The sequence below is a fragment of the Desemzia incerta genome, assembly GCF_900115825.1.
In the GTDB taxonomy this organism is placed as follows: Bacteria; Bacillota; Bacilli; order Lactobacillales; family Carnobacteriaceae; genus Desemzia; species Desemzia incerta.
Window position 1 is genome coordinate 448,395 of record NZ_FOXW01000001.1, and the last position, 23,117, is coordinate 471,511.

A 23,117-nucleotide genomic window follows, 5' to 3' on the forward strand; every position below is an offset into this window, starting at 1 on the left:
AAAATAAGCTCTACAAGAGTCGACTCTTGTGGAGCTTATTTTTTTACATCCGATCTTTTTTGAATTGATTTCTAAAGAAATAGCTAGTGATACCAAATGCAATCAAGTCCGCTGTAGGAACTGCAAAATAAATTCCGTATAATCCAAATAAACGGGAGAAAATAAAAATCAATGGAATCAGTACAATAATTTGTCTCATCAGATTCAAAAAGCTGGCCAGACGTATTTCACCAATAGCTTGGAAGTAATTAGCCCAAACGATTTGTATACCAACCAGAGGGAAACCCAATACCCAAATTCGAATAGCAGGAACACCTAATTCGACAACAGCAGGTTCTTGGTTGAACAACATAACTACTGCTTCAGGGAATAGCTGGATCACTAAGAAACCAATAGTAGTAATCACTCCTCCGATGATCGTTCCCCATTTCAAGACTTCTTTCACGCGATCCCCTTTTTTCGCACCATAATTAAAGCTGGTGATCGGCTGCATCCCTTGAATCAATCCTGAAACGAACATAACGATCAACGTTACTGCACTGGTAATGATTCCTGCTACGGACACGGCGACGTCTCCACCGTAACTCACCAAAGTAGTATTTAGAATGATATTCAAAATACTATTAGCGATTTGAAGCATAAAAGCCGGAATACCAATGGATAAAATAGCTGTGACATAGATTTTTTGAGGCAGCATATTTTTTAATTTCAAGGACACATTGCTTCTGCCCCTTAAAAAATAATTCAATTGCCATAACATTGAAAGAAATTGACCGCCAATAGTAGCATAAGCTGCCCCAGCCATTCCCCAGCCGAGTTGAACAATAAAGATGTAATCAAAAACAATGTTGAATCCTGCTCCAATCAGCATACTGATCATGGAAATACGCGGACTGCCATCTGCTCGAGCGAAATTATTCAAAGTTATAGCCACTGATTGGAAAACCGCTCCAAACAAAATAATTCTCAAATAATCTTCAGCATAAGGCAAGACATCTGGACTGGCTCCTAAAAAAGAAAGGAGAGGCTCGATAAACAGATTTCCAAAAATCATGAAAATAGTACCTAAAATAATAGCTATAGCCACTGCGTTGCCTAAGAAATGTTGCGCTTTGTGTTCTTCATTTTTCCCTAAACTGATGGAAAAAATGGTAGATCCTCCAACGGCCACCATAAGAGAAAAAGCTAATAAGACTAAAGTAACAGGGTAAGTAATGGATACTGCAGCTAATCCTAATGAACCGAGATCAGGTGCATTCCCGATAAAGATTCTATCCACTATGTTATAAATGCCGTTTACCATCATTCCAATGATAGCGGGTATAGAAAATTCCATCAATAATCTAGGGATTTTCTCAGTGCCTAACCGATTTTCTGTCTTCATTTTTTGACCTTCTTTTCTATAATATATGTCTATTAAAAATAGCAGTGTTAAACAATCTTGTCAATTCAATCCGAAAGCCCCGTTTTTTAGATAAGGCATATTATTTCAAACTTTTGAAAGAGTAGGCTATACTAAGATGTGTACAAAATATTACAAAAGAGGAGAGATAGATATGGACAATGTATCGAATACGATTAGTTCAGGATTCAACTCGTTTGTTGATTTCTTGCCTACGTTATTAGGCGCAATTGCTTTAGTCATAGTGGCATGGGTTTTAGCAGTACTAATTAGAAAAGGGGTCAAGCAAGGTCTTAAAATGGCCGGTTTTAATAGACACCTAGTTAAGTGGGGAGTAGCTCAAAATGAAGAGCAAGCTAATACTACTGTAGAATCAATTGGGAATGTTTTGTACTATCTTGTATGGTTATTATTCTTACCAGCGATTCTAGGTATGTTAGGTTTAACAGCAGTAGCTCAACCTATTTCAAATATGTTTGACACTGCACTAAGCTTCATTCCAACGTTAATTGGAGCTATCTTTATTTTGGTAATTGGTTACTTTGTAGCGAAGTTTGCTAAAAACCTTGTTTACAACTTAGCTTTATCTCTTAACTTAGATAAGTGGATGTCTAAATTAAGCGGATCATCAGACACACCAGATGCTACACCAACAGCATCTCAAAAAAATACGTTAGCCAAAGTATTGGCAAACTTAGTATTTGTAGTGATTTTGATTCCAATTGCTACAGCTGCTCTTGATGTGTTAGGTATTGAAAGCATTTCTAGACCAGTAATTGGTGTGTTAAATTCTATTCTTGCAGCTATACCTAATATCTTAGTTGCAGTGATTTTATTAGGTATCGGTATTTTCCTTGCTAAATTCATTGGTCAATTATTGGCTGATTTGTTACGCGGAACAGGAATGAACAGCTTAACAAAATACTTGAATACAAATGGTAAAATGAACTTAGATTTAGCTAAGTTGACTGGACAAGTGGTTTCAGTAGTCATTGGTATTTTCTTCTTAGTAGAAGCCTTAAATGTTTTGAACTTAGAAGTTCTGAATACAATCGGTGGAGCGATCATTGCTTACTTGCCGCTAGTTATTAGTGCGTTAGTTATTCTAGGTCTTGGAATCATCGGAGGAACGTTGTTAGGAAACTTCATCTCAACGTCAACGAAGAGTGAATTCTTTGGAGAAGCAGTGAAATACATCTTAATCGTTTTCTCAATCTTCATGGCTTTAGATCAATTACAGTTTGCGACAAACATTGTTAATACTGCATTCATGTTTATCATGGGTGGTATTGCAGTTGCCTTTGCTATTGCTTTTGGTATCGGTGGACGCGATGTTGCAAAACGTACTCTTGAAAAAGCAGGAAATAAAGTAGAAAAAGAATCAAACAAAACATCCGATTCTTCAAACGACTTTACTCCTCCAACAATGTAATCAAAAATAAAACAAAGAAGTCTGGCTCTTGAGCCAGACTTCTTTTGTTTTAAAGACTTAAAGAAGATTCACAAAGCAAATACATACAGGTTTCTCCATTTTATTTATACTTTCAGGTATGGTACAATACTAGATAGATTGTTTGTACTATACAACTTTATAGGAAAGGAAGTGGATGTTATTTGAACCCATTAACAGATAAACTTAAAGAAGTGTTAGTGTCAGTGATGCCAATCGTAGCTATGGTGTTGTTGCTAAACTTCACGATTGTACCTTTAGAAGGAACGATATTGATGCGTTTTTTGCTTGGAGCTGGATTGATCGTTCTTGGATTAGCTATTTTCCTTTTAGGAACCGACATTGGAATCACTCCAATAGGAAACTATCTTGGTAAGGGAGTTACGCGAAGCAATAAAGTCTGGGTCGTTATAGTAGCTGGATTATTTCTAGGTTTTTTTATTTCGATTGCAGAACCTGATTTGCATATATTAGCCAATCAGATCAACACTGTTACCGGCGGCGTGGTTCCTAGTTCTACTATTCTAGTATCTGTTTCTATTGGAATAGCCGTAATGATGACGATCGGTATTTTACGGATTGTCTATAACGTACCGTTATTTAAATTATTAACAGGCGTTTATCTTTTTATCTTAGTTTTGTCTCTTTTTACTTCAAGTGAATTTTTAGCCATTTCGTTTGATGCTTCGGGTGCAACAACTGGTGCACTTACGGTGCCTTTTATGTTGTCTTTATCATCTGGGATATCCTCGTTGAAAAAAAATGGAAAAGCTTCAGAAAAAGATAGTTTTGGTTTAGTAGCTATTTCTTCATCGGGAGCTATTATAGCAGTGATGTTTTTAAATATCATTACTGGACAAAATGAATTGACCGGAGAATTGCCAGTTGATTTGAATCCGTCTGGAACGGTTTTAGAACCTTTTATTCATGAATTACCGATTATTTCACAAGAAATCTTTATTGCTTTGCTCCCTATAGTATTAGTTTTCTTAGGCTATAATTTCTTTTCTTTACGCTTGAACAAGCGACCGTTAAGAAGAGTACTGAAAGGAATTGTATACGTATTTGTAGGATTGGTCATCTTCTTAGTGGGAGTTAATGCAGGCTTCATGAATGTGGGGAGTGTGGTCGGATACCGTCTAGCAGGAATGGAAATGTCCATTTATCTATTAGTTATTGCTTTTGTGCTAGGATTGGTAACGATTTTGGCTGAACCGGCTGTATATGTTTTGACTCATCAAATAGAACAAGTCACCAACGGTTATGTTAAGAGAAAAGCTGTTTTGGGAGCATTATCTCTTGGAGTTGGGCTAGCCGTATTATTATCGGTTATCCGAATTATGGTTCCTGGTTTAGAGCTGTGGCATTATTTGTTGCCAGGATATATTATAGCAGTAGGGCTGATGTATATTGTGCCTAAAATGTTTATTGGAATGGCATTTGATGCCGGTGGTGTTGCCTCAGGTCCAATGACAGCCACTTTTATTTTAGCCTTTGTGCAAGGTGCTGCTCAGTCAATAGAAGGAGCCGACGTGATCCGTGATGGATTTGGAATGATTGCTATGGTCGCTATGATGCCGATCATCACGTTGCAGTTGCTCGGTTTGATCTTTAAATTGAAATCAAAAAGAGAGGATCGTTAATCTATGACAGAAAATCAGTCAGTAAAAGTAAATACCGATCTGCTCTGCCTTATTGTCAATGACGGTATGGGAAGTGAAGTCATCCGTATTGCTAAGAAGAATGGCAGCAGTGGCGGAACGGTTTTTTATGGTTCGGGTACCATCAATAACTCCCGGTTAAAAATGTTTGGTTTAGACAATATTCGAAAAGAAATTGTTCTAATGATTACTAATGATGATCAAAGTGATGCTATTTTGAAAGTTCTTTCAGAAAAATTAAAGCTCGATCGCCCAAATCATGGAATAGCTTTTTCAATCTCGCTGTTGAATGTTCTTGGAAGACGAAACAGTACTTATGATCAAAATGCTCAAATCGGAGAGGATGACAGTGTAATGCACCAAGCCATTTTTGTTATTGTGGAACGCGGAAAAGCGGAAGACGTTATCGACGCAGCTGTAGAAGCCGGTTCTCAAGGAGGAACCATCATCAGTGCACGTGGTTCAGGAGTAAATGAGACCAGTCGTTTGTTCGGAATGGATATCGAACCTGAAAAAGAAATCGTGTTGATTTTATCAGACAAAGATAAAGTGGATCCAATCGTGGCTTCTATTAGTCATGCAACGAAAATTGAAAAACCTGGTAATGGTATTATTTTTACTATTGATGTGAAAAATACTAAAGGATTATTTTAATTCAGTTTTTACTTAATAGTGTATAAAAACAACAGTTCTGGAATGTTTGCAAAGAAACTATTCAGAACTGTTGTTTTTTTGTTTTGACTTTTTGTAAGTGCTTCCTTAAAATTAAGTAAGATAAACTGGGTTAAAGAGAAAGATGTTGGATTGGGAGGAAGTTAGATGGCTTTAAATAAAAATGAGCGAAAAGTTTTAGATGTGATTCGGCAAGATCCTTACGTATCACAGCAAGATCTTGCAGATGCAGTAGAGTTATCCCGGTCTGCAGTTGCAAATATCATTTCAAACTTAGTTAGAAAAGGTTATTTGTTAGGAAAAGCATACATCGTAAATGAAGAACGTCCTATCGTATGTATTGGTGCAGCGAATATTGACAATCGGTACATTGTACAAGATGACTTGATTGCAAATACTTCGCATAATATAAAAGCTGCTTCTTCTTTAGGCGGAGGCGCACGAAACGTGGCAGAAAACTTAGGACGACTAAGTGAACATGTGAAATTAATTTCGGTGGTCGGTAATGATGATGACTGGAGAAGAATCAAAAGCCATTCAAAACATTTCATTGATTTAACAAGCGTTTCTGTATTGGAAGAAAAAACAACGGGCAACTTTATTGAAATCATCAATAAAGAGCAAGAAATGTTGGTGGGTTTAGCTGATATGTCCATTTATGAATGTCTTACTCCTAAATTGATCAATAAATACCTGAATGTTATTCAACGAGCTAAATGTATTGTAGTGGACTCTAACTGTCCTAAAGAAACTATTGAATTTTTATTAGCATTTACAAAACGATATAATATTAAATTAGTGTTATTGACCGTTTCTGTACAACAAATGAAAAACTTACCTCATCGTTTGGATGGAGCTACTATGATCACGAAACACAATGAATTAGAAGCTTTGTTTAAGCGTCCGGTTCAAACAAATGCAGATTTGAAAGAAATGGTGTCGTTATTCTTACAAAGAGGTTTTAAAGAAGTCCTCATCTCTAAAGATAGTGAAAAAATCATATACGGAAATAAGAATCATATGAGGATATTTGAAAATCCTTATCCTCATAACCAGAAATACGATTGGGGGCAAAATGAAGCAATGTGTGCGGGGATGCTTTACGCCGAATTCCATCCTGATTTTTGTGAAGACATTGTTTTGGCGGGTGTAGTCAATGCCTTTAGAACGCTAGAATGTTTAGAAATCGTTCGACCTAGTTTAACTAATGATAAATTACAAAACGATATAGAAGAAAATAGGATTCCTATAACGGAAATCAAGTTTTAGTTTTGCTCACATTAGTGCTGGTTCAAATTGCAAACGTGTGTTATCTTTGAGTCAACAAAAAATGAATGTGAGGAAAAAGCAATGAAGTATATCAAATACATTGGAAACAGTTTATTAACTATTGTGATTGTCCTTTTCGCAGTAACCGCTGCAGTCAGTTTTTTTTCAGGACCTAAAGATGAAGGTTTATTTGGTTATAAAGGGTATACAGTCGTAAGCGGAAGTATGGAGCCTGTTTTTTCGACAGGAGATTTTATCTTTGTCAAAATGACTCCATTTGAAAATGTGGAAGCTGAAGACATTGTTACATTTGTCAGTGATGAGGAAATCGTGACACATAGAGCTATAGAGGTCAATGAAGAAGGGCTGATCACTCAAGGAGATGCTAATAACATCCCTGATCAAGCTGCAGTAACAGCAGATACTTATATTGGAGAATTGGCGTTGATTGTACCTTATTTTGGTTATGTCGTAGTTGCAACGCAACAACCATTAGTTTTAGGCGGGTTAGTAGTATTGTTGGGGATCTATTACATTCTTACTTATGTTGATGTAGCGAAAAAAGACAAGCAAAAAGTCTGATATCTGTTAATTTTATTTAAATTGTCATATTTTGTTCACAATCAATAATTATGCAAAAAAGAAGCAAATGCTTGAATAGAAACTTATTCTAGCGATTGCTTCTTTTTTATGGTAAAAATTTGCATAAATTAACTAAAAAAAATTTAAAAATGATAAAAGTATTAAAATCAAAAAAATAAATCATGTAATTATACGAATAAAAATATACCGGTTATTTAACTAGACGATAAAACACTTTGAATTCAAAGTATTTGTCATTAACGAAAATTGTATTAAAATCCTAAATTTGAATAAAAAAATAGGACAAAAGTTTAGATTATCGTGAAAATAATATTCAATTATTTTTTAATGATGAATATCTTTTGATATATAAGTATTTCGAAGTTAAAATCACTCATAAAACGTAATGTATTTTAATAAATATCTAAACATAATTTTATTGCTCGAATTAGTATTAAATAAAATGAATATTCAGTTATTTTTTGACTTTAAAAAACAAGATGGATATATTGAAAAATGGAAAGAGAACAAATATAGACCAAAATGGAGGAATAATTAGAAATGAAAAATATCAAAAAGTTTTATCCGCTGATCGTCGGTTTAGTATTGTTAATTAGTGTAGCTGCTTATGGAACCCGTGCTTACTTCTCGGATTCAACTAGTGAAGATGCTGGGATTAATCTTACTTTGGGCAATGTAGATATCACTGCCAGATCAGGAGACTGGATATATATTCCTGATGTAGAAAATGAACAATTAACTGCTTCAGGAACTACATCAATAGGTGAAACTATTAAAGATAAAAATAATTTTGGTAAAGAGGATAATATAGCAAAAGGTGTTGTTTTAAAAAATGCTCGACCTGGAGATGCCTTTAAAAAAACATTTACTTTTGAGAATACTGGCTCTTTAGATCAAGTCTTAACTTTTGACTCTAAGGATAATAAAACTGACGGCATTTTTGTTGTGAGCTGGGAAAAAACTGGTCTTGATGAAAGTGAAAGTATTATTTTAGCTCCAAAAGAAGAATTTACAGCAACAATGACAGTTACTGTAGATTTGACTAATGCTGAACAAGAATATAATGAAGTAACTGCTAAACATGTTGATTCTAATAACTTTGTTGGAAAAACTGTAGAAGTTAAGACTAAACAAACGAACGTTACAGCTGCTGAATAATAATTATATTCAAAGTTTATAAAATAATTAAATGCGCTAATAAGATTACCCTTTAGTTATTTACCTGGAGGGTAATCTTATGGGTTGTTTGAATCTTAAAGGAGGGTACTTTCAATTGGATAAAAGAATCAAAATTAAACTATATCTCACAATTCTTTTGGTGCTTTTGTGCATTTTGTTAGTACCTAATGCTAAGGTATACGCTTATTTTTCTGATGATATTTCTGAAGATTCAGGAATCGAATTGACGTTAGGCTCGATAGATTTAAAAGTTAAAGAAAAAAGCAATCGAGTAGTGAACTTAGAAACTGGACAAAATAAAATTCAATTAGAAGAAACTATTCAAAATGAAGGAACTCTTACTGGCAAAATAGCGTATAGAATTCTATTTAAAAATATTAATAGTAATAAAGTTTCTTTCCAAAGTGAATATAAAATGTTAACTGATGGGTCTAGTAATAACTCATTGATGATAGAACCAAATGAATCTAAAGTAGTTTCTGTTGAAGTAGATATCACATCAATACAAAGTCAAATTGAACATACTGAAGTACAAATTGAGTTTGTATTATTCCAAACCAATGGGACTATAGAGAAGCCTTTATTTCATGATAACGAAGCTGTTTTTTATAGCTTAAAACTAACTGAGGATCCCTTTTGGAACAATAATGATGTAGATACAGTTGGCAATTATAAAATTGCTATAGAAAAACCAAATACCTTTTATTTTATAAAAAATGATAAAAAACATTTAGGAATGAACGTTGGGATTATATATATAGAAAGTAAGCATAGTGTAAAAAAATGGGAAAATGTAATAAATTTTTCGAGTTCTCCCCATTTTAGTATTAGTAGGATTGATACTGATGCTAACAATACTAGAGCTAAGATATATTTTTATTTGGATAGACCAACTACTACTGATTTAAATAAAGTATTTTATACAAATAAGAGTTCAATTCATATAGGTGGATCTAAGAAAGAATTTGAATACAGTGCAAATCTCATATTTTTAAGTAGTGACTTATTTAACTCTAGTGCGCTTTCTATTGAAGAATCTGCAATTAATATTGGAAGTTCTGCTAATGAAAGAATTTCATTGCAATACATGACTAAAAGCGATGATGGATTTAAAAGAAATGACTTGAAATTTGATTCAGTTTATTTACTCAGTGCTGTTATTAAAAGACCTCTATGGTGGGACGAACCTCTAGAGGTGCTTGATAATAAAATTAGCTTAGATGTAAATGGTTTTATTAAACTTATAGAAGCTATTACCAGTGGAAACATTTATAAGTTAGAAGCTAAGCTTTCTCATCCTAAAGAAAACAATATTATAATTTCTAGATATTTAACCTATAAAGTAGTAAGTGAAACGAGATCTGTTAAGTCTGATGGTGCATCTAACTTAAGTATAGATAATTCTAAAAATTATTCATCAAATGAAAATAAAGTAAGTAAAAGATATGTGGCTCCTAAAAATGAGTATAAGACTGATAAGAGTTCTTTTGATGAACAAAATAAAAAAATAGAAAAAGTAAAACCAGATTCTAAAGTAGTCGCTGTTCCTGAATCAGAAGAAAATAGAGCGCCAGAAAACCAAATAAAATCACCCGAAAAACAGACAGATAAACCTAAAGAACAAATCAATGAATTGGATGAATTCAGACTTCCTACAGATGAACAATTTAAGTACATGGAACTGATATTTAATGAAAAAAGTTATTACATTGGACTCACACAAGACCAGATTAATTGGATTATGAAATACAAAACTATACAAGAATTTTCTGATCAACTGACTGGAGAAAATCAAGCACTTTACGTAAAATACGATAAAATTGTAGGAATTGATAATATTGAACAATATATCTATCAACTAGCAGAAGAAAAACAACTGGATTTTGAAATCGTAGTGGAAGATATACCAGAGCGAGATATCTTACAAATTAAATTCACAAGATAAAAGTAAATTATTTGTGAGGGATTGACGAAAGATACACATTTCGCTGCTATACTAGAAACAACCAACAGATATACCTTGATTATAGAACAAACCATTGAGGGCCAGATATTCTGGCTCTTTTTGATGTTTACGCATTTTTCATTACCTTGATGTTTGTATGGATGAAACAAAATAAGCACCGGAATTTCAAATCACTCGTATGAGCAAAATATAAGAAGAATCTAAACTTCTGAGGGCGCTACCTTGTTTTGGAAAAAGTTGTTATTTTACTGTCTATTCCAATAAAAGGCGGTTCGCTTTTTTAAAATATCGTCGAATAAAGTAAATCGTCAGCAGTAATGTCAATCCTTCTGTAAATGGGAGGGTCAACCATACACCAGTTAAGCCAAAGAAAGAAGACAAGATAAACAATAATGGAATGACTAAAATCAAACCTCTCAATAATGAAAGAATAAATGATTGTTTTGGTTTAGCTACTGCTGAAAAGAACGCAATCGATACGATGTTCAGCCCCATAAACAAGAAGGCCATAAAATAAAGTGCAATGCCTTTTTTCGTAATAGCCGCTAAGACAGCATCGTTTTCACTGTTAAACCATTGAGTAATGGTATCAGAATAAACTAGACCAATTCCATAAAACAGTATTCCTAAGATTAGAGCAGTAGAAAAACCATACGTCATTAAGTGAATAATATTAGTGTGTTTTTTTGCACCGAAGTTTACGCTCACGATTGGTTGAATACCTTGTCCAATGCCTGTGAAAATAGCTACACAAACCAACGAGATATTGGCAATGATACCATACGCCGCAACCCCGACGTTTCCGGATAATTCCAAGATAACAATGTTGAACATAAAAATGACTAATCCAGATGAAAATTCAGTAATGAAAGAGGGGAACCCGATAGATAAAGTTGATAAAAAGGGATTTATCTTCCAATTAACTGTAGAAAAAGCTAATTGTCTTTTAGGGAACGGTTTATGAAAAGTCAAGATTAGTAAACTGATGATCGGAGAAGTTGCTGTAGCTAGAGCAGCTCCTTCCATGCCCATTTCCAAAGGGAAAATGAATAAATAGTCTAATACGATATTTGCTAAGCTGCCTACTAACATTCCGGTCATGGCTAATTGAGGATTGCCGTCATTTCGAACAAAACACACCACAATATTATTCACTACAAAAAACACGGAGAACAATAAAATGATGCCAAAATAATTTTTCGCCAAAGGAAGAATGTTCCCAGTAGCCCCTAGCATTTGGAGTAAAGGATCGATAAACAGCAATCCTAATACAGTAAAAATAATTCCTGAGCCTGTTCCTATAATAAGAGTTGAGGTAAAAATTTGACGGCTTTCTTCTCGCTCATTTTTTCCTTGCGAAATAGCATATAAAGTAGCGCCTCCCATCCCCAGCATTAACCCCAGACCATTCAATACGTTGTAAACCGGGATGACAAGATTCAAAGCAGTCAAACCATCTTGTCCGACACCATTTGCGATAAAGAAAGTATCAGCCAAGATATACAATGATAACCCCAACATACTGAACAAACTTAGACTAACGTAATGGATGAATGATTTATGCAAAGGTTGATTTATTAACTCAGTAGATTTCATATTTTCCTCCTTTCAAAATAAAAGAGCACCACTTCTACTGTCCAAGACCTGATGACAGAAGAAACGAGTGCTTTAAGAGGTTCGTTGTCCGGCGACAAAAGAACCTCAGCAAAATTCAATTTAACTGGAGTATAGCATATCCTGTTTTACAATCAAAGAGTATAATAGGATTTAAATCTATCTAAGGAAAAAAACGTCAAATTATCATTTTTAATGAAAAAACTTTTTTTTACTATTAACTTTCTTTTTTTAGTGCCGATAAGAATAATAACAACTAAATAGGTAATTCTCGTATAGATGTTCTAAAGTATGTATTTACATAAGCAATGGTTATAATTGCATCCATTTGAACGGAGGAAACCCAATGAACCCAAGTATATCTCATCCATTTAAATTGAACAATAAGAAAGCTTTATCAGCCGCCGTAATTCGTGCGGCTTTTTTTGTACTCATTTTTTCTCTGGTACTTTTAGTGTTAGGCGGACTTCACTTCACAAAAGCGGAGGCTAAAAGTATTTCATCAGCTGAATCATTAGGGTATCAAATAGTAGAAATGACAAACGAAAATCTACCTGAGACGTTGCAAGTAGCTATCTACAGGGACACCGTTTCTAAAAAAGATGCATTAGCAATCGCTAAAGAATTAAATAAAGAAAACAAACAAGATGTCGTGGTATATGTCAGTATGGCACCACTATCGTCAGAAAAAGAAGTTCGATTCAACGAAGAGATTGCTTACAAAGTTACAGTAAATGACGGTTCTATTGAAACTGTAGACTTCGATGTTTACAAAGATGTCCAGCCGGATAGAACCGTTGATGGAAATTGGAACTTGGAGGATAATGTCCTGAATTTAGTTACGGGTGAAGTGACTATCAATATCAATATGGACGACGGATTAGCTAAAGAAACGGTCTTGTCTAAAGCTCAAGCTTTATCTGAACAAATTCTAGCTCTTAATAAAGAAAGTGGAATAAGTTCTGTGCTATTCCGTATTTCTGCAGGAGAAAAAGAGTATGTGTATCATTCTGATCAGTTCTATACCATTGGAGAAGCTCGTGTATCTAAAGGTTAAGCACCTATTAATCAAGTGAGTAGTCTTCAAGAATTCATTTGATTAATAGCACTTGCTGTCTAGAAAAATAAGGGAACTCATCAAAAAGGAGAAAGTTAACTGAATAACTTTCTCCTTTAAACGACTAGTCGCCGTTTTCTTTCTTCACTTGTTTCAGTTTTTCTGGATCGCCAAAAGATTGGAAATCTTCTGGGGCTGTCTCGTTTTCTTTATCTGCTTCTGTTTTTTCGTCTTCTTCAGCAGGAGAAACGATCTCACCAAGTCCTTCTTTTACGAAAAATGGGTTGACGATAGGGTTTTGTCCATCACCAGGTGGTTGTTGTGCCATATAAAAACCTCATTTCTTTTATAGTTTAAACTAACTATACCATTATCGTTTTGGAAACGCTTTAAATTTGCTTTATAAAGTGTAAAATTGACTGAGCAATTTATCTCTAAACTTAAGAATATATGGTAAACTAGGAGAAACTGAAAGAACTAAGTAATGAATTCTACCGGAGGCAAAGTTATGATTTGGATTATACTAGGATTATTGATCGTATTTATATTGCTTTACTTGTACTTAAACAATACATGGCTTCAGACAACACATTATTCGATTCGGATTCCTTTTTTAGATGAAGAGTTGAAGGGCACGAAAATCGTTCAAGTATCAGATGTGCACTTTCCAAAAGAAGGCGTATCGATCCAGCGATTGTTGAAAAAAGTGGCTAATGAAAGTCCGTCTTTCATTGCGTTAACGGGAGACTTGATTCAAGTAGATGAAAAATTCCCGGCAAGCAAATTAAGCCAATTGAGTACGGGGTTGGCAAAAATTGCACCTACTTATGCAGTAACAGGAAACCACGATTTAAAAGGTGGCCATTTGAGAGATTGGGAGCAGATGTTAAGCGAATCAGGAGTCACCGTGTTGATCGATGAAGCGGTCTGGCATCCAATTAATGGCAGCGGACTGGTTCTTATGGGGTTGTCTGAAAAAGAAGACTTTGAATCGGCTCCGAAACCTATTTTAAAAGAGATTGAATTGGCGGATGAACAAAAAGATGAAAAACGTATCTTACTAGCCCATCATCCAGAGTTTTTGGAAGAGTACTTGATGGACCTGACGCGAGTTCCGGATCTGATTTTATCTGGTCATGCTCATGGGGGGCAAATCCGACTGCCTTTCTTTGGTGGACTGTTTGCGCCTGGACAAGGACGTTTCCCAAAATACACTTCAGGTGTGCACTTTGATCCGGATCTTCCTGATAAACGCATGGTCGTCAGTCGTGGGATCGGAAACTCAACCTTTCCCTTCCGTTTCAACAATCGACCAGAAATTGTTGTCATTGAATTGCAGTAACACGCAAAGCACTTTTCATTTCGATGAAAGTGCTTTTTGTATAGAAAAGAAGTTTTAATGTAAGTGGTTTCCTTTGATGTTTTCGATGGTCTTAGCTAAACTAAAGGTAACTTGATTAGGAGGCGAAGCATATGGTAGTAGGCTTATATGATAGAATTCCTTTGAACAACGGTTATACGATCCCAAGAATTGGGTTAGGTACGGCAGGCTTGTCGGGTGCAGAAGCAGAGGAAGCTGTGTTTTATGCACTGAATCATGGTTATCGATTGATTGATACTGCAGCTATATACGATAATGAAGAAGAAGTTGGTCGGGGGATCAATTTAGCGATCAATGCAGGTATCAGCCGGGAAGAAATCTTTGTTGTTACGAAGATTGCACCTGAAGATATGGGGTTTGATAAAACAACTGATGCTTTTGAAGAAAGCTTAGAACGATTGAATACTCAATACGTTGATTTATTATTGATCCATAAACCGGCTAAAGACGATGAAGTAACGTTAGAGACTTGGCGAGCAATGGAAGAAATCTATGCTTCGGGACGAGTACGTTCCATCGGGGTTTCCAACTTTGACCGCGGAGACTTAGCGATGCTGTTGGAAGAAGCGAAAGTCAGACCAGCAGTCAACCAATATCAAATGTTCCCGGGAGCAAGCGCACGACACACGAATGATTATTGTGATGAAGAAAATATCGTGTCAATGGCGTATTCTCCGTTGAAAAAAGGTAAAGTTCAAAAAGACCGCAAATTAAGTTCTATGGCTGAAACGTATGGTAAAACAGCTGAGCAGCTAGTTTTACGCTGGTCAATCGACCGAAACGTCGTGCCAATTCCTCAGTCTGGCAATAAAGATCATATCCGTGACAACATCGATATTTTCGATTTTACGATTAGTGATAATGATATGGAAATTTTAAACAGTTTAGATATTCCTCGTGGAGAAAGACAAAGCAATGACGCTTCGGGCTTGAGAGACCGTACTCACCGCCGTCAAAACATCCAAAAAGGACGCGGAAGAGGTTCAGGTCGAATGAGACATTAATAGAATAAATAGGCTAACTCTTACAAATAAGGAGAAACCATTATCCGTTGCACGTACATTTGTGCAGTGGGTAATGGTTTCTTTTTATGGAAGCTTTTACTATTGGATGAGATTTGGTAAAATAAGCATGTGAGTGCGATAGTAGTTGGTTATAGAATGATTGACCCTATTTCGCAAAGAACTATAGATAAGAAGAAAATATACCTACTGGAGGTTATAAAGATGGTTTTAAATCTTGGGATTATTGGTACAAATTCAATTACAAATGTGTTTGTGGATGCAGCATTGGAATCAAAATTATATGCAGTAAAAGCGGTTTATTCGCGCACAATAGAGAAAGCTCAAGCATTTGGGGAACCTTATGGTGCAGATGTATTTGAAACGGATCTGACAGCATTCGCTCAACATCCTGAAATAGATGTGGTCTATATTGCTTCTCCAAACAGCCTGCATTTTGAACAAGCAGTGGAAATCATGAAAAATGGAAAACATGTGATTGTTGAAAAGCCTATGTTTTCTAACCCGACGGAATGGAAAATCGCTGCAGAAACAGCTAAAGAAAATAATGTGTTTATGTTTGATGCAGCTCGTCATATCCATGAAGAGAACTTCAAGCGTGTGAAAGAAGAAATCAAAAACATCGAACACATCCAAGGGGCTAATTTGACTTATATGAAATACTCTTCTCGCTACGACAATGTATTAAACGGAGAAGAGCCAAATATCTTTTCATTGAAGTTTTCAGGCGGAGCATTAGCTGATTTAGGCGTGTACGTGGTGTATGCTGCAATCGATTGGTTTGGTGTGCCGCAATCTGCACATTACTTTGCGCAAAAGATTTCTACAGGAGTAGATGGAAAAGGAACGATCATCTTCCGTTATCCAACTTTTGATGTAACAATGCAAACCGGTAAAATTGCTAGTTCATATTTACCGAGCGAAATCTATGGATTGAATAAAACAATCTCCCTAGATGGTGTAACAGGTATTTCAACGATCGATGTGATTGATCGTAAAGCTGGTTTGAAAGACAATATCGCTAAACCAACTCAAAAATCACCAATGATCGAAGAAGCGGTAGATTTTGCTGATGTCATTAATCATCCTAATGATGAAAAAGCCTTGAAAAATTATCAAGAATGGCTTGAATTAAGCCGAAATGTTAACCAAGTGTTATATGATCTAAGAGCTGATGCTGGAATCATTTATCTAGCAGATAAAAAATAAACTACGATAAAATAGAGATGAATAATGGGCTGAGCGAATTGTCTCAGTCCATTAAATTATGTTTTAAGAGGAGCAACTAAAAAATGAGTGAATTTTTAAGTCCTGAATTTCAAGAATATTGGACGAAATCAGGTTTCAAGGCACCAACAGCTATTCAGTTAACAGCGTATGAAGTGTTAAAAGAAAAGAAAGATATGGTCGGGATTTCTCCTACAGGAAGCGGGAAGACATTAGCGTTTACCCTTCCATTACTGGAAACTCTTGTTCCAGACAAGCGCATGCAATTATTGATTTTAGAACCTTCTCAAGAACTAGCTGTTCAAGTTGGACAGGTAGTAAAAGAGTGGGCTGATATTCGCCAATTAAGCACCCTAACACTGATCGGGGGAGCAAATGTACAACGTCAGATTGATAAATTAAAAACTAAACCTGAGATCATCATTGGAACACCAGGACGAATTTTAGAATTGGCCGACAAAAAGAAATTAAAACTGCATCAAGTCCAAACAGTCGTTTTAGATGAAGCGGATCAATTGTTGGGACAAGATCAATTGAATACCGTGCGCGAGCTGGTCAAAAAAATGCCGAGTGATCGTCAAATGGGCTTCTTTTCTGCTACAAGCAACACATTGATGGATGATTTATCAACATGGTTCAATGTGGATCCGATTTGGAAAGATGTGACAGCAGTAGATGATTCTAAAGGCGAGATCACTCATGCATTTATTGAGACACCTATTCGTAAAAGAGATGCGATGTTAAAACAACTGAGTCATTTGTCAAAATTCAGAGCATTGGTTTTTTTCAATGATGTAGCTAGTTTGACAGCCGCTTTAGATCGTTTGCGTTACGAAGGTATTTCAGCAGGAGTATTGCATAGTGAGCGAAATAAAACAGAACGGAAACAAGTCTTGCAAGATTTCCGTAATGGAAAGATCCAATTTTTATTGACCACAGATATAGCTTCTAGAGGATTGGATATTGAAGAGTTGGATTATATTATTCAATATGATATTCCTATTTCTAAAGAGAGTTATGTGCATCGTTCTGGAAGAACCGGTCGAATGAGAAGAAAAGGAACCGTCTTAACGTTAGTGAATGAACGAGAACTGCGGAATTTCAAACAACTAATATCTCCTTTAGAGCTTTCGTTAACTCGCTTGTATTTATATGGTGGAGAACTGGTTGAGGAAAAAATTGCTGTTGAAGCACCGCAATCATCTGTAAAGAACACTTCTGAAAAGGGAGCCAAAGAAGTGAAAGTCATGCCGAAAAAAGAGCACAAACCACGTGTTGTAAAAGATTCTCCACCAGTTCCAGTAAAGAAAAAGAAAAAAAATCGGACGAAAAAAGCGAAAAATAAAGGGGCAAGACGTAAAAAAACAGATTAATCCTGTGCAACAAAGGAGAATGTATTGAAGATGAACAATCGTAAAGACTTGGTTTTAACTTTTTTACAACAAAAACCAAATGAGTCCTTCTCAGCAAAAGTGCTTGCGGAAGAACTAAAGCTTGATCGATCTAATGTGAGTCGTTACTTAAACGAACTTTACAATGAAAACAAAGTTCACAAAAATGCTGGCCGACCAGTATTGTTTCAATTCAAACCATCCCGTACAGAAAAAGAAGAAGGAGAAAGCAAAGCATTTTCAAAAATCGTTGGACACAGTTTGTCGTTAAAAGTGATGGTCCAGCAAGCTAAAGCAGCTATCTTATATCCACCTAGAGGACTGCACACCATTATTTTCGGGGAAACGGGTACGGGTAAATCCGTTTTTGCAAGAAGTATGTATGAATTCGCGTTGGAGTCTAAAGCAATGTCACAAGATGCACCGTTTATTTCCTTCAACTGTGCAGATTATGCCCAAAACCCGCAATTATTATTTGGGCATATCTTCGGTGTAAAAAAAGGCTCTTATACAGGCGCTACAGAAGACAGTCCAGGATTGTTGAAAAAAGCTGATGGAGGGATTTTATTTCTGGATGAAATCCATCGTTTGCCGCCTGAAGGGCAAGAAATGCTGTTCACTTTTATTGACAAAGGTGTCTACCAGCCGTTAGGAGAAAGCGGCAAAGAGTATGAAGCCAGTGTGCAGATCATTGGAGCTACGACAGAGAATTCTGATGTTCTACTATCCACTTTCAACAGACGAATCCCGATGTCGATTACTATGCCTCCTTTAAGAGAACGAACGATTGATGAACGGTATCAATTAGTAGCTTCCTTTTTGCAGCAAGAAGCTCATCGGTTGAATCAAGAGATCGTTGCAGAAAGAGAAGTCGTTTTGGCTTTTATGTTGTACCATCCAGAAGCCAACATTGGACAAGTTGAGCGGGATTTGAAATTGGTCTGTGCTAAAGCCTTTTTGCATTATCGGACCAATAATGAAGACCATTTAACGATCACGCAAGAAGACTTGCCTTTGCCGGTTCAAAAAGGGCTGCTGTTGAAAAAAGAAGCTCCGGAAAGATTGAATAGAATCGTTAAACCGCAACAAAAGCACTTTTCATTTGAACCCAATCAACCCCAACCGGATTATTTTTTAGGTTCTGGAGAAGATATGAGTGTCTATAACGCAATTGAGGAACGAGTCGATGAGTTGCTCAAATCTGGTGCGGAACAAATTGACTTAGAAACATTTGTTGAAAATGGAATGGGGCATTATTTTAGTGATTACATTGAGCAATTAGCGAGCAGGGAAGTTCGAAAAGAATTAATCTCTAAAGAAATCTTAAAAGCTACTGATTTAGTGTATGATGTTGCAGAAAAACGGTTGAATCGTTCTTTTAATAACAGTACACGCTTTGCTTTTTCATTGCATTTGCAGAGTACTTTAGATCGTATTCGTGAAAACCGTCAGATCATTCATCCTAATCTAAACGGGGCACGGAAACAGTATTCTAAAGAATTTCAAGTGGCTATCGAATTGTCTGCTTTGATTGAGGAACAATTTGCGATTGAAATCCCTTTAGATGAGATTGGCTTTATTACGATGTTTTTAACGATTGATCTCACAGAAAAAGCGGAAAAGACGCAGGAAAAAGTAGGTATCGTGGTTATCATGCACGGTAAATCAACGGCTACCAGTATGCTGGAAACCGTACAAGAATTATTGGATACAAAAGTAGGCATTGCTTTAGACATGCCTTTGACGATGAAAGTGAAAGAAATGTATGAGGTTGTGAGGAATACCTTAAGGCAGAAAAGTAAAGAATACACCAAAGGGATATTTTTGTTGACCGATATGGGGTCTTTGAATTCTTTTGGTAGGATTTTAGCAGAAGAATTGAGCCTTCCCATTAAGACGTTATCCATGACCAGCACTCCTATTGTACTTGAAGCTGTTCGAATGGCCAGTTTAGGCAGACCTTTAGAGGATATTTATCAAAGCTGCTTGAGTGCAATGAATACCAGTCTCCAGCAAATCGTTTCCGTCCAAAAAAACAAACCGCATGCTATTGTGGTCACTTGTTTCACAGGTGAAGGAGTAGCAAAAAGTCTTGAAGATAAATTGGAAAACGAAATAGATACCTCTGCTGTCAAAATTATTTCACTCCAGTTTTTACAGCGAGAGCAATTCAGACAGCAAATCGATCATTTGATGGCAGACTATGATATCAAAGCTATTGTGGGAACAGTTGCTTTTGATTATGCTTCTATCCCTTACTATTCTGCATATGATATTTTTGAAGACAGCAAATTGAATGAGTTGAAGAGACGCCTAGAGGTCCATGTTTCAATAGAAGAAATGGCAAATTCTTTATCAGGAACGCTACGAGTTGTCGGTTCTATTTCAGAACTTTTAACTAAAATTCAAACTGTAGTAAATCAAGTGTTGACTGATAGACGACTTCAAATCGATTCAGGAGTCAAAGTCGGGTTGATGCTGCATATGGCTTTTTTAGTGGACGCCTTGAAATCAGGAACGATTACACGTAAATTTCCAAAGAAAGAAGCTTTTTTGAAGGAAAATCGTTTGTTGATGGATGTAGTGAAAACAAAACTGCTTTCATTGGAACAACAATACAGCATTCAATTTCCTGAAGATGAGATTGCATATATCAGCTATATCATTATAGAAAATGCTTTTTAACTACTGAAATACACACTAAAAATAAGAGTGTAACAACTTATCTTTAGTGTGTATTTGCTTTTCCGAAAAGAAAGCCCTTTCTGATAACGCTTTCGAAATAAAAAGTTGGCACGATACTTGCTTATATAGAAGTGTAAGCAAAAAAACTATTTGGAGTGAATGAATAATGGCAGAAAAAACAATCATGTTAGTATGTGCAGCAGGTATGAGTACAAGTTTATTGGTAAGTAAAATGGAAAAAGCAGCAGCAGCTAAAGGATTAGACGCTGAAATTTTTGCAGTATCCGCTTCTGAAGCAGATGCTCACTTAGCGAATAAAAATGTAGACGTTTTATTATTAGGCCCACAAGTTCGCTTTATGAAGTCACAATTTGAAAAGAAAGTTGCGGACAAAAATATTCCTGTAGACATCATCAACATGCAAGATTACGGTATGATGAACGGTGAAAAAGTACTAGATCATGTATTAACTTTAATCTAAACCTAAAAAATAAAAAATTACTTATTTTTAAGATCCGAAAGGGAGTTTTATTGTGGTAGATGAACAAAATTTAGAAACAATCATGGGCCTCATCATTAACGGAGGGAACGCTAAGAGCGATGCCATGGAAGCTATCCAAGCTGCTAAAAAAGGAAACTTTGAAGAAGCAGACCAAAAAATAAAAGATGCTGATGCATCATTAACAGAAGCACATAGATCTCAAACAGGAATGCTGACAAAAGAAGCTTCAGGAGATCCAGTAGCTTTATCATTATTAATGGTACATGGACAAGATCATTTGATGAATGCTATTACATTCCGTGATCTAGCAGCTGAAGTTGTAGACGTATACAAAGCTATTGCAGGCGTCTCAACTGAACAAGAGTAAAGTCGATGAAAAGCTGTAAAAAGTGTCTATTCCTTTTTGCAGCTTTTTCTTATCATGAAATTATTTGAGGGGGGAAAAAGATGATTTTATTAAATGCACCGATTCAACAAGACAAAATTATTGACACTTTATCTAATTACAGTGAAAATGGAGTTAGCTACAAATTCATCAAAAAAGCTGGTATGAAATTGTACTTTGAAACAACAGCTGAAAATGAAGAAGAAGCAGCACAATTAGCTAAAAAAATCATCAAATCTACTGACTACGGTTCGGTATTGTATTTCCAAGCTACTGTGGAATGAGGGAGATAGGCAATGCTTAAAAACGGAATGTTCATCATGTCCCTAGGATTTATTATCCTTATACTGGGCTTAACGAGTCTGTCCGAAAACAATGGATGGATAGTGCTTTTGGCTACAGTGTTTATTCTGGTGGGCTTCATTCTGTATTATCGTGTCGAAAAAAAGGAAAAACAATAAAAGCAATTCATAAAAAAGACTCTATTTATAGAGTCTTTTTAGTCTATTAAGGAAAGAAGGGATTAGTATGACAGCAAGTATTCGAAAAATGGACGACCAAGTGATCGCAGAATTTGAAAGAGAATATCCAGTCGAAATAGATTTGGTGTGGCGTATGTTGGCAGAAAACCAATATCTGCAAAAATGGTTCGCCGATTTAGAAATCCAAACACTAGAAGAAGGTGGAAAGATTCTATTTGATATGAAAGATGGAACATTTGAAGAAATGACTATTACTTCATTAAGTGTGTCGAATGTTTTAGAATATACTTGGGGAAATGATTTGGTGCGTTTTGATGTGACTCCATCGAAAATAGGTACACATTTGATTTTTAAAGAAACTATCAGTGAAGTAACAGACCACACACCAAAAGATATTACTGGTTGGCACATTTGCTTGGATGTCATCGAAGCCATTCTATCCAATGAGGAATTGCCTGACCGACAGTTGAGTTACAATGAATGGTATCCTGTGTATGAGGAAAAGTTCACTGAACTAACCGAAGAAAAGTGACACACATTTTAGGCTTTCAACAATAAAAAAGAACCTAAAAGACAGCAGTTCTAAATAAAATAGGGCTCCTGTCTTTTTTTAGGTTGGTTAATCTGGAGTGAACCATCTAGAAGATGGAAGAATCTTAACGTGCCGGATCAAAGATAAATCAATGACGACAGATTCTTCGTTGGATTGAATGTAAATCAGTTGATTGTCGAACCCTGTCACGACTCCTATAATATCTGGTTCATAAAAACCGTCTACAATGAAATCTAATTGAACAGTTAACTGATGACCATATGCAAAAGAACGATGTAAATAATCACTGATGACAGATAAAGACTGTTTTTCTTTCGCTATAGGTTTTATTTGCTGTTCTTTTTCTTGATGAATCAAGTCTGAATGATCGGATAAAATGAATCCTTGCCATTTAGCCATTTTTCGATCTTGATACCCTTCTTTAAAAGGACTGATTCTTTTGTTTTTTTCCTCCGATTGAACTTTCTCCATAAACTCGCCTCCATATACTAGCTTCATTATTGATTATACGAACAAATGTTCGGATAGTAAAGCGAAAAACTTATCACCACTTAAAATAGAATATGGTAGAATGGTTTTTAAAGACTGAATGATCAAATCAAAGAGGTGATACATA

General features: G+C 35.7%; 21 protein-coding genes. 17 read left to right on the forward strand and 4 right to left on the reverse strand.

The features are described 5' to 3' along the window. Positions 1-43 precede the first annotated feature (43 nt). Positions 44-1,384: an MATE family efflux transporter gene (locus tag BM137_RS02060; RefSeq protein WP_092479479.1), complete on the reverse strand. Its 1,341-nt coding sequence runs from the start codon at positions 1,382-1,384 to the stop codon at positions 44-46. A gap of 172 nt (positions 1,385-1,556) precedes the next feature. On the opposite strand from BM137_RS02060, the gene BM137_RS02065 reads away from it, so the two are divergent. From BM137_RS02065 to BM137_RS02095, 7 genes are all read left to right on the forward strand, one after another. Then, a complete protein-coding gene (locus BM137_RS02065) occupies positions 1,557-2,834 on the forward strand; it encodes a mechanosensitive ion channel (protein WP_092479480.1) in 1,278 nt (425 codons plus the stop codon). A gap of 182 nt (positions 2,835-3,016) precedes the next feature. Next, positions 3,017-4,495: a DUF1538 domain-containing protein gene (locus BM137_RS02070; protein WP_177192465.1), complete on the forward strand. Its 1,479-nt coding sequence runs from the start codon at positions 3,017-3,019 to the stop codon at positions 4,493-4,495. A 3-nt stretch (positions 4,496-4,498) separates the two neighbouring features. Beyond that, positions 4,499-5,167: a P-II family nitrogen regulator gene (locus tag BM137_RS02075; protein ID WP_092479481.1), complete on the forward strand. Its 669-nt coding sequence runs from the start codon at positions 4,499-4,501 to the stop codon at positions 5,165-5,167. Positions 5,168-5,332: 165 nt separating this feature from the next. After that, a complete protein-coding gene (locus BM137_RS02080) occupies positions 5,333-6,454 on the forward strand; it encodes a carbohydrate kinase (protein ID WP_092479482.1) in 1,122 nt (373 codons plus the stop codon). 81 nt (positions 6,455-6,535) lie between these two features. Beyond that, complete coding sequence (locus tag BM137_RS02085) at positions 6,536-7,036, forward strand: signal peptidase I (protein WP_092479483.1); 501 nt, start codon at positions 6,536-6,538, stop codon at positions 7,034-7,036. A 561-nt stretch (positions 7,037-7,597) separates the two neighbouring features. Continuing rightward, positions 7,598-8,215 carry a hypothetical protein gene (locus BM137_RS02090; protein WP_092479484.1) on the forward strand — a complete coding sequence of 206 codons (618 nt, stop codon included), beginning with the start codon at positions 7,598-7,600 and terminating at the stop codon, positions 8,213-8,215. A 115-nt stretch (positions 8,216-8,330) separates the two neighbouring features. Then, on the forward strand, positions 8,331-10,181 hold the full coding sequence (locus BM137_RS02095) for a hypothetical protein (RefSeq protein ID WP_143084226.1): 1,851 nt from the start codon (positions 8,331-8,333) through the stop codon (positions 10,179-10,181). Between the two features lie 273 nt (positions 10,182-10,454). Here BM137_RS02095 and BM137_RS02100 read toward each other — a convergent pair whose 3' ends face one another. Then, positions 10,455-11,798, reverse strand: a complete 1,344-nt coding sequence (locus tag BM137_RS02100; RefSeq protein ID WP_092479486.1) for an MATE family efflux transporter — start codon at positions 11,796-11,798, stop codon at positions 10,455-10,457. A 364-nt stretch (positions 11,799-12,162) separates the two neighbouring features. Between BM137_RS02100 and BM137_RS02105 the strand changes: the two genes are divergently transcribed. Then, on the forward strand, positions 12,163-12,873 hold the full coding sequence (locus BM137_RS02105; RefSeq protein ID WP_092479487.1) for a hypothetical protein: 711 nt from the start codon (positions 12,163-12,165) through the stop codon (positions 12,871-12,873). 124 nt (positions 12,874-12,997) lie between these two features. Here BM137_RS02105 and BM137_RS02110 read toward each other — a convergent pair whose 3' ends face one another. After that, positions 12,998-13,201: a hypothetical protein gene (locus tag BM137_RS02110; RefSeq protein WP_092479488.1), complete on the reverse strand. Its 204-nt coding sequence runs from the start codon at positions 13,199-13,201 to the stop codon at positions 12,998-13,000. Between the two features lie 180 nt (positions 13,202-13,381). On the opposite strand from BM137_RS02110, the gene BM137_RS02115 reads away from it, so the two are divergent. From BM137_RS02115 to BM137_RS02155, 9 genes are all read left to right on the forward strand, one after another. Further along, positions 13,382-14,215: a metallophosphoesterase gene (locus BM137_RS02115; RefSeq protein WP_244887619.1), complete on the forward strand. Its 834-nt coding sequence runs from the start codon at positions 13,382-13,384 to the stop codon at positions 14,213-14,215. Positions 14,216-14,346: 131 nt separating this feature from the next. After that, positions 14,347-15,258: an aldo/keto reductase gene (locus BM137_RS02120; protein WP_092479490.1), complete on the forward strand. Its 912-nt coding sequence runs from the start codon at positions 14,347-14,349 to the stop codon at positions 15,256-15,258. Positions 15,259-15,480: 222 nt separating this feature from the next. Next, the gene (locus tag BM137_RS02125) at positions 15,481-16,485 is read left to right on the forward strand and encodes a Gfo/Idh/MocA family protein (protein WP_092479491.1); all 1,005 of its coding nucleotides are present in this window, start codon (positions 15,481-15,483) and stop codon (positions 16,483-16,485) included. Between the two features lie 83 nt (positions 16,486-16,568). Beyond that, positions 16,569-17,876 carry a DEAD/DEAH box helicase gene (locus BM137_RS02130; RefSeq protein ID WP_092479492.1) on the forward strand — a complete coding sequence of 436 codons (1,308 nt, stop codon included), beginning with the start codon at positions 16,569-16,571 and terminating at the stop codon, positions 17,874-17,876. A gap of 30 nt (positions 17,877-17,906) precedes the next feature. After that, a complete protein-coding gene (locus BM137_RS02135; RefSeq protein ID WP_092479493.1) occupies positions 17,907-20,579 on the forward strand; it encodes a sigma-54-dependent transcriptional regulator in 2,673 nt (890 codons plus the stop codon). 166 nt (positions 20,580-20,745) lie between these two features. Next, positions 20,746-21,060, forward strand: a complete 315-nt coding sequence (locus BM137_RS02140; protein WP_092479494.1) for a PTS sugar transporter subunit IIB — start codon at positions 20,746-20,748, stop codon at positions 21,058-21,060. Between the two features lie 82 nt (positions 21,061-21,142). Then, positions 21,143-21,448 (forward strand): PTS sugar transporter subunit IIA, encoded by a 306-nt coding sequence (locus BM137_RS02145; protein WP_425248171.1) that lies wholly within the window; start codon positions 21,143-21,145, stop codon positions 21,446-21,448. A gap of 80 nt (positions 21,449-21,528) precedes the next feature. Further along, entirely contained in the window at positions 21,529-21,750 is a 222-nt protein-coding gene (locus tag BM137_RS02150) for a hypothetical protein (protein WP_092479496.1), read from the forward strand. A 244-nt stretch (positions 21,751-21,994) separates the two neighbouring features. Next, positions 21,995-22,480: an SRPBCC domain-containing protein gene (locus BM137_RS02155; RefSeq protein WP_092479497.1), complete on the forward strand. Its 486-nt coding sequence runs from the start codon at positions 21,995-21,997 to the stop codon at positions 22,478-22,480. 87 nt (positions 22,481-22,567) lie between these two features. Here the strand turns inward: BM137_RS02155 and BM137_RS02160 are convergent, their stop codons facing one another. Beyond that, positions 22,568-22,972, reverse strand: coding sequence for a hypothetical protein (locus BM137_RS02160; RefSeq protein ID WP_092479498.1), 405 nt, complete (start codon positions 22,970-22,972; stop codon positions 22,568-22,570). Positions 22,973-23,117 lie beyond the last annotated feature (145 nt).

Bases quoted from the DNA above. Each gene is read 5' to 3' on its own strand.
- BM137_RS02060 (WP_092479479.1), bottom strand. From the start codon at position 1,384: ATGAAGACAGAAAATCGGTTAGGCACTGAGAAAATCCCTAGATTATTG.
- BM137_RS02065 (WP_092479480.1), top strand. From the start codon at position 1,557: ATGGACAATGTATCGAATACGATTAGTTCAGGATTCAACTCGTTTGTT.
- BM137_RS02075 (WP_092479481.1), top strand. From the start codon at position 4,499: ATGACAGAAAATCAGTCAGTAAAAGTAAATACCGATCTGCTCTGCCTT.
- BM137_RS02080 (WP_092479482.1), top strand. From the start codon at position 5,333: ATGGCTTTAAATAAAAATGAGCGAAAAGTTTTAGATGTGATTCGGCAA.
- BM137_RS02085 (WP_092479483.1), top strand. From the start codon at position 6,536: ATGAAGTATATCAAATACATTGGAAACAGTTTATTAACTATTGTGATT.
- BM137_RS02090 (WP_092479484.1), top strand. From the start codon at position 7,598: ATGAAAAATATCAAAAAGTTTTATCCGCTGATCGTCGGTTTAGTATTG.
- BM137_RS02100 (WP_092479486.1), bottom strand. From the start codon at position 11,798: ATGAAATCTACTGAGTTAATAAATCAACCTTTGCATAAATCATTCATC.
- BM137_RS02105 (WP_092479487.1), top strand. From the start codon at position 12,163: ATGAACCCAAGTATATCTCATCCATTTAAATTGAACAATAAGAAAGCT.
- BM137_RS02110 (WP_092479488.1), bottom strand. From the start codon at position 13,201: ATGGCACAACAACCACCTGGTGATGGACAAAACCCTATCGTCAACCCA.
- BM137_RS02115 (WP_244887619.1), top strand. From the start codon at position 13,382: ATGATTTGGATTATACTAGGATTATTGATCGTATTTATATTGCTTTAC.
- BM137_RS02120 (WP_092479490.1), top strand. From the start codon at position 14,347: ATGGTAGTAGGCTTATATGATAGAATTCCTTTGAACAACGGTTATACG.
- BM137_RS02125 (WP_092479491.1), top strand. From the start codon at position 15,481: ATGGTTTTAAATCTTGGGATTATTGGTACAAATTCAATTACAAATGTG.
- BM137_RS02130 (WP_092479492.1), top strand. From the start codon at position 16,569: ATGAGTGAATTTTTAAGTCCTGAATTTCAAGAATATTGGACGAAATCA.
- BM137_RS02135 (WP_092479493.1), top strand. From the start codon at position 17,907: ATGAACAATCGTAAAGACTTGGTTTTAACTTTTTTACAACAAAAACCA.
- BM137_RS02140 (WP_092479494.1), top strand. From the start codon at position 20,746: ATGGCAGAAAAAACAATCATGTTAGTATGTGCAGCAGGTATGAGTACA.
- BM137_RS02145 (WP_425248171.1), top strand. From the start codon at position 21,143: ATGGGCCTCATCATTAACGGAGGGAACGCTAAGAGCGATGCCATGGAA.
- BM137_RS02150 (WP_092479496.1), top strand. From the start codon at position 21,529: ATGATTTTATTAAATGCACCGATTCAACAAGACAAAATTATTGACACT.
- BM137_RS02155 (WP_092479497.1), top strand. From the start codon at position 21,995: ATGACAGCAAGTATTCGAAAAATGGACGACCAAGTGATCGCAGAATTT.
- BM137_RS02160 (WP_092479498.1), bottom strand. From the start codon at position 22,972: ATGGAGAAAGTTCAATCGGAGGAAAAAAACAAAAGAATCAGTCCTTTT.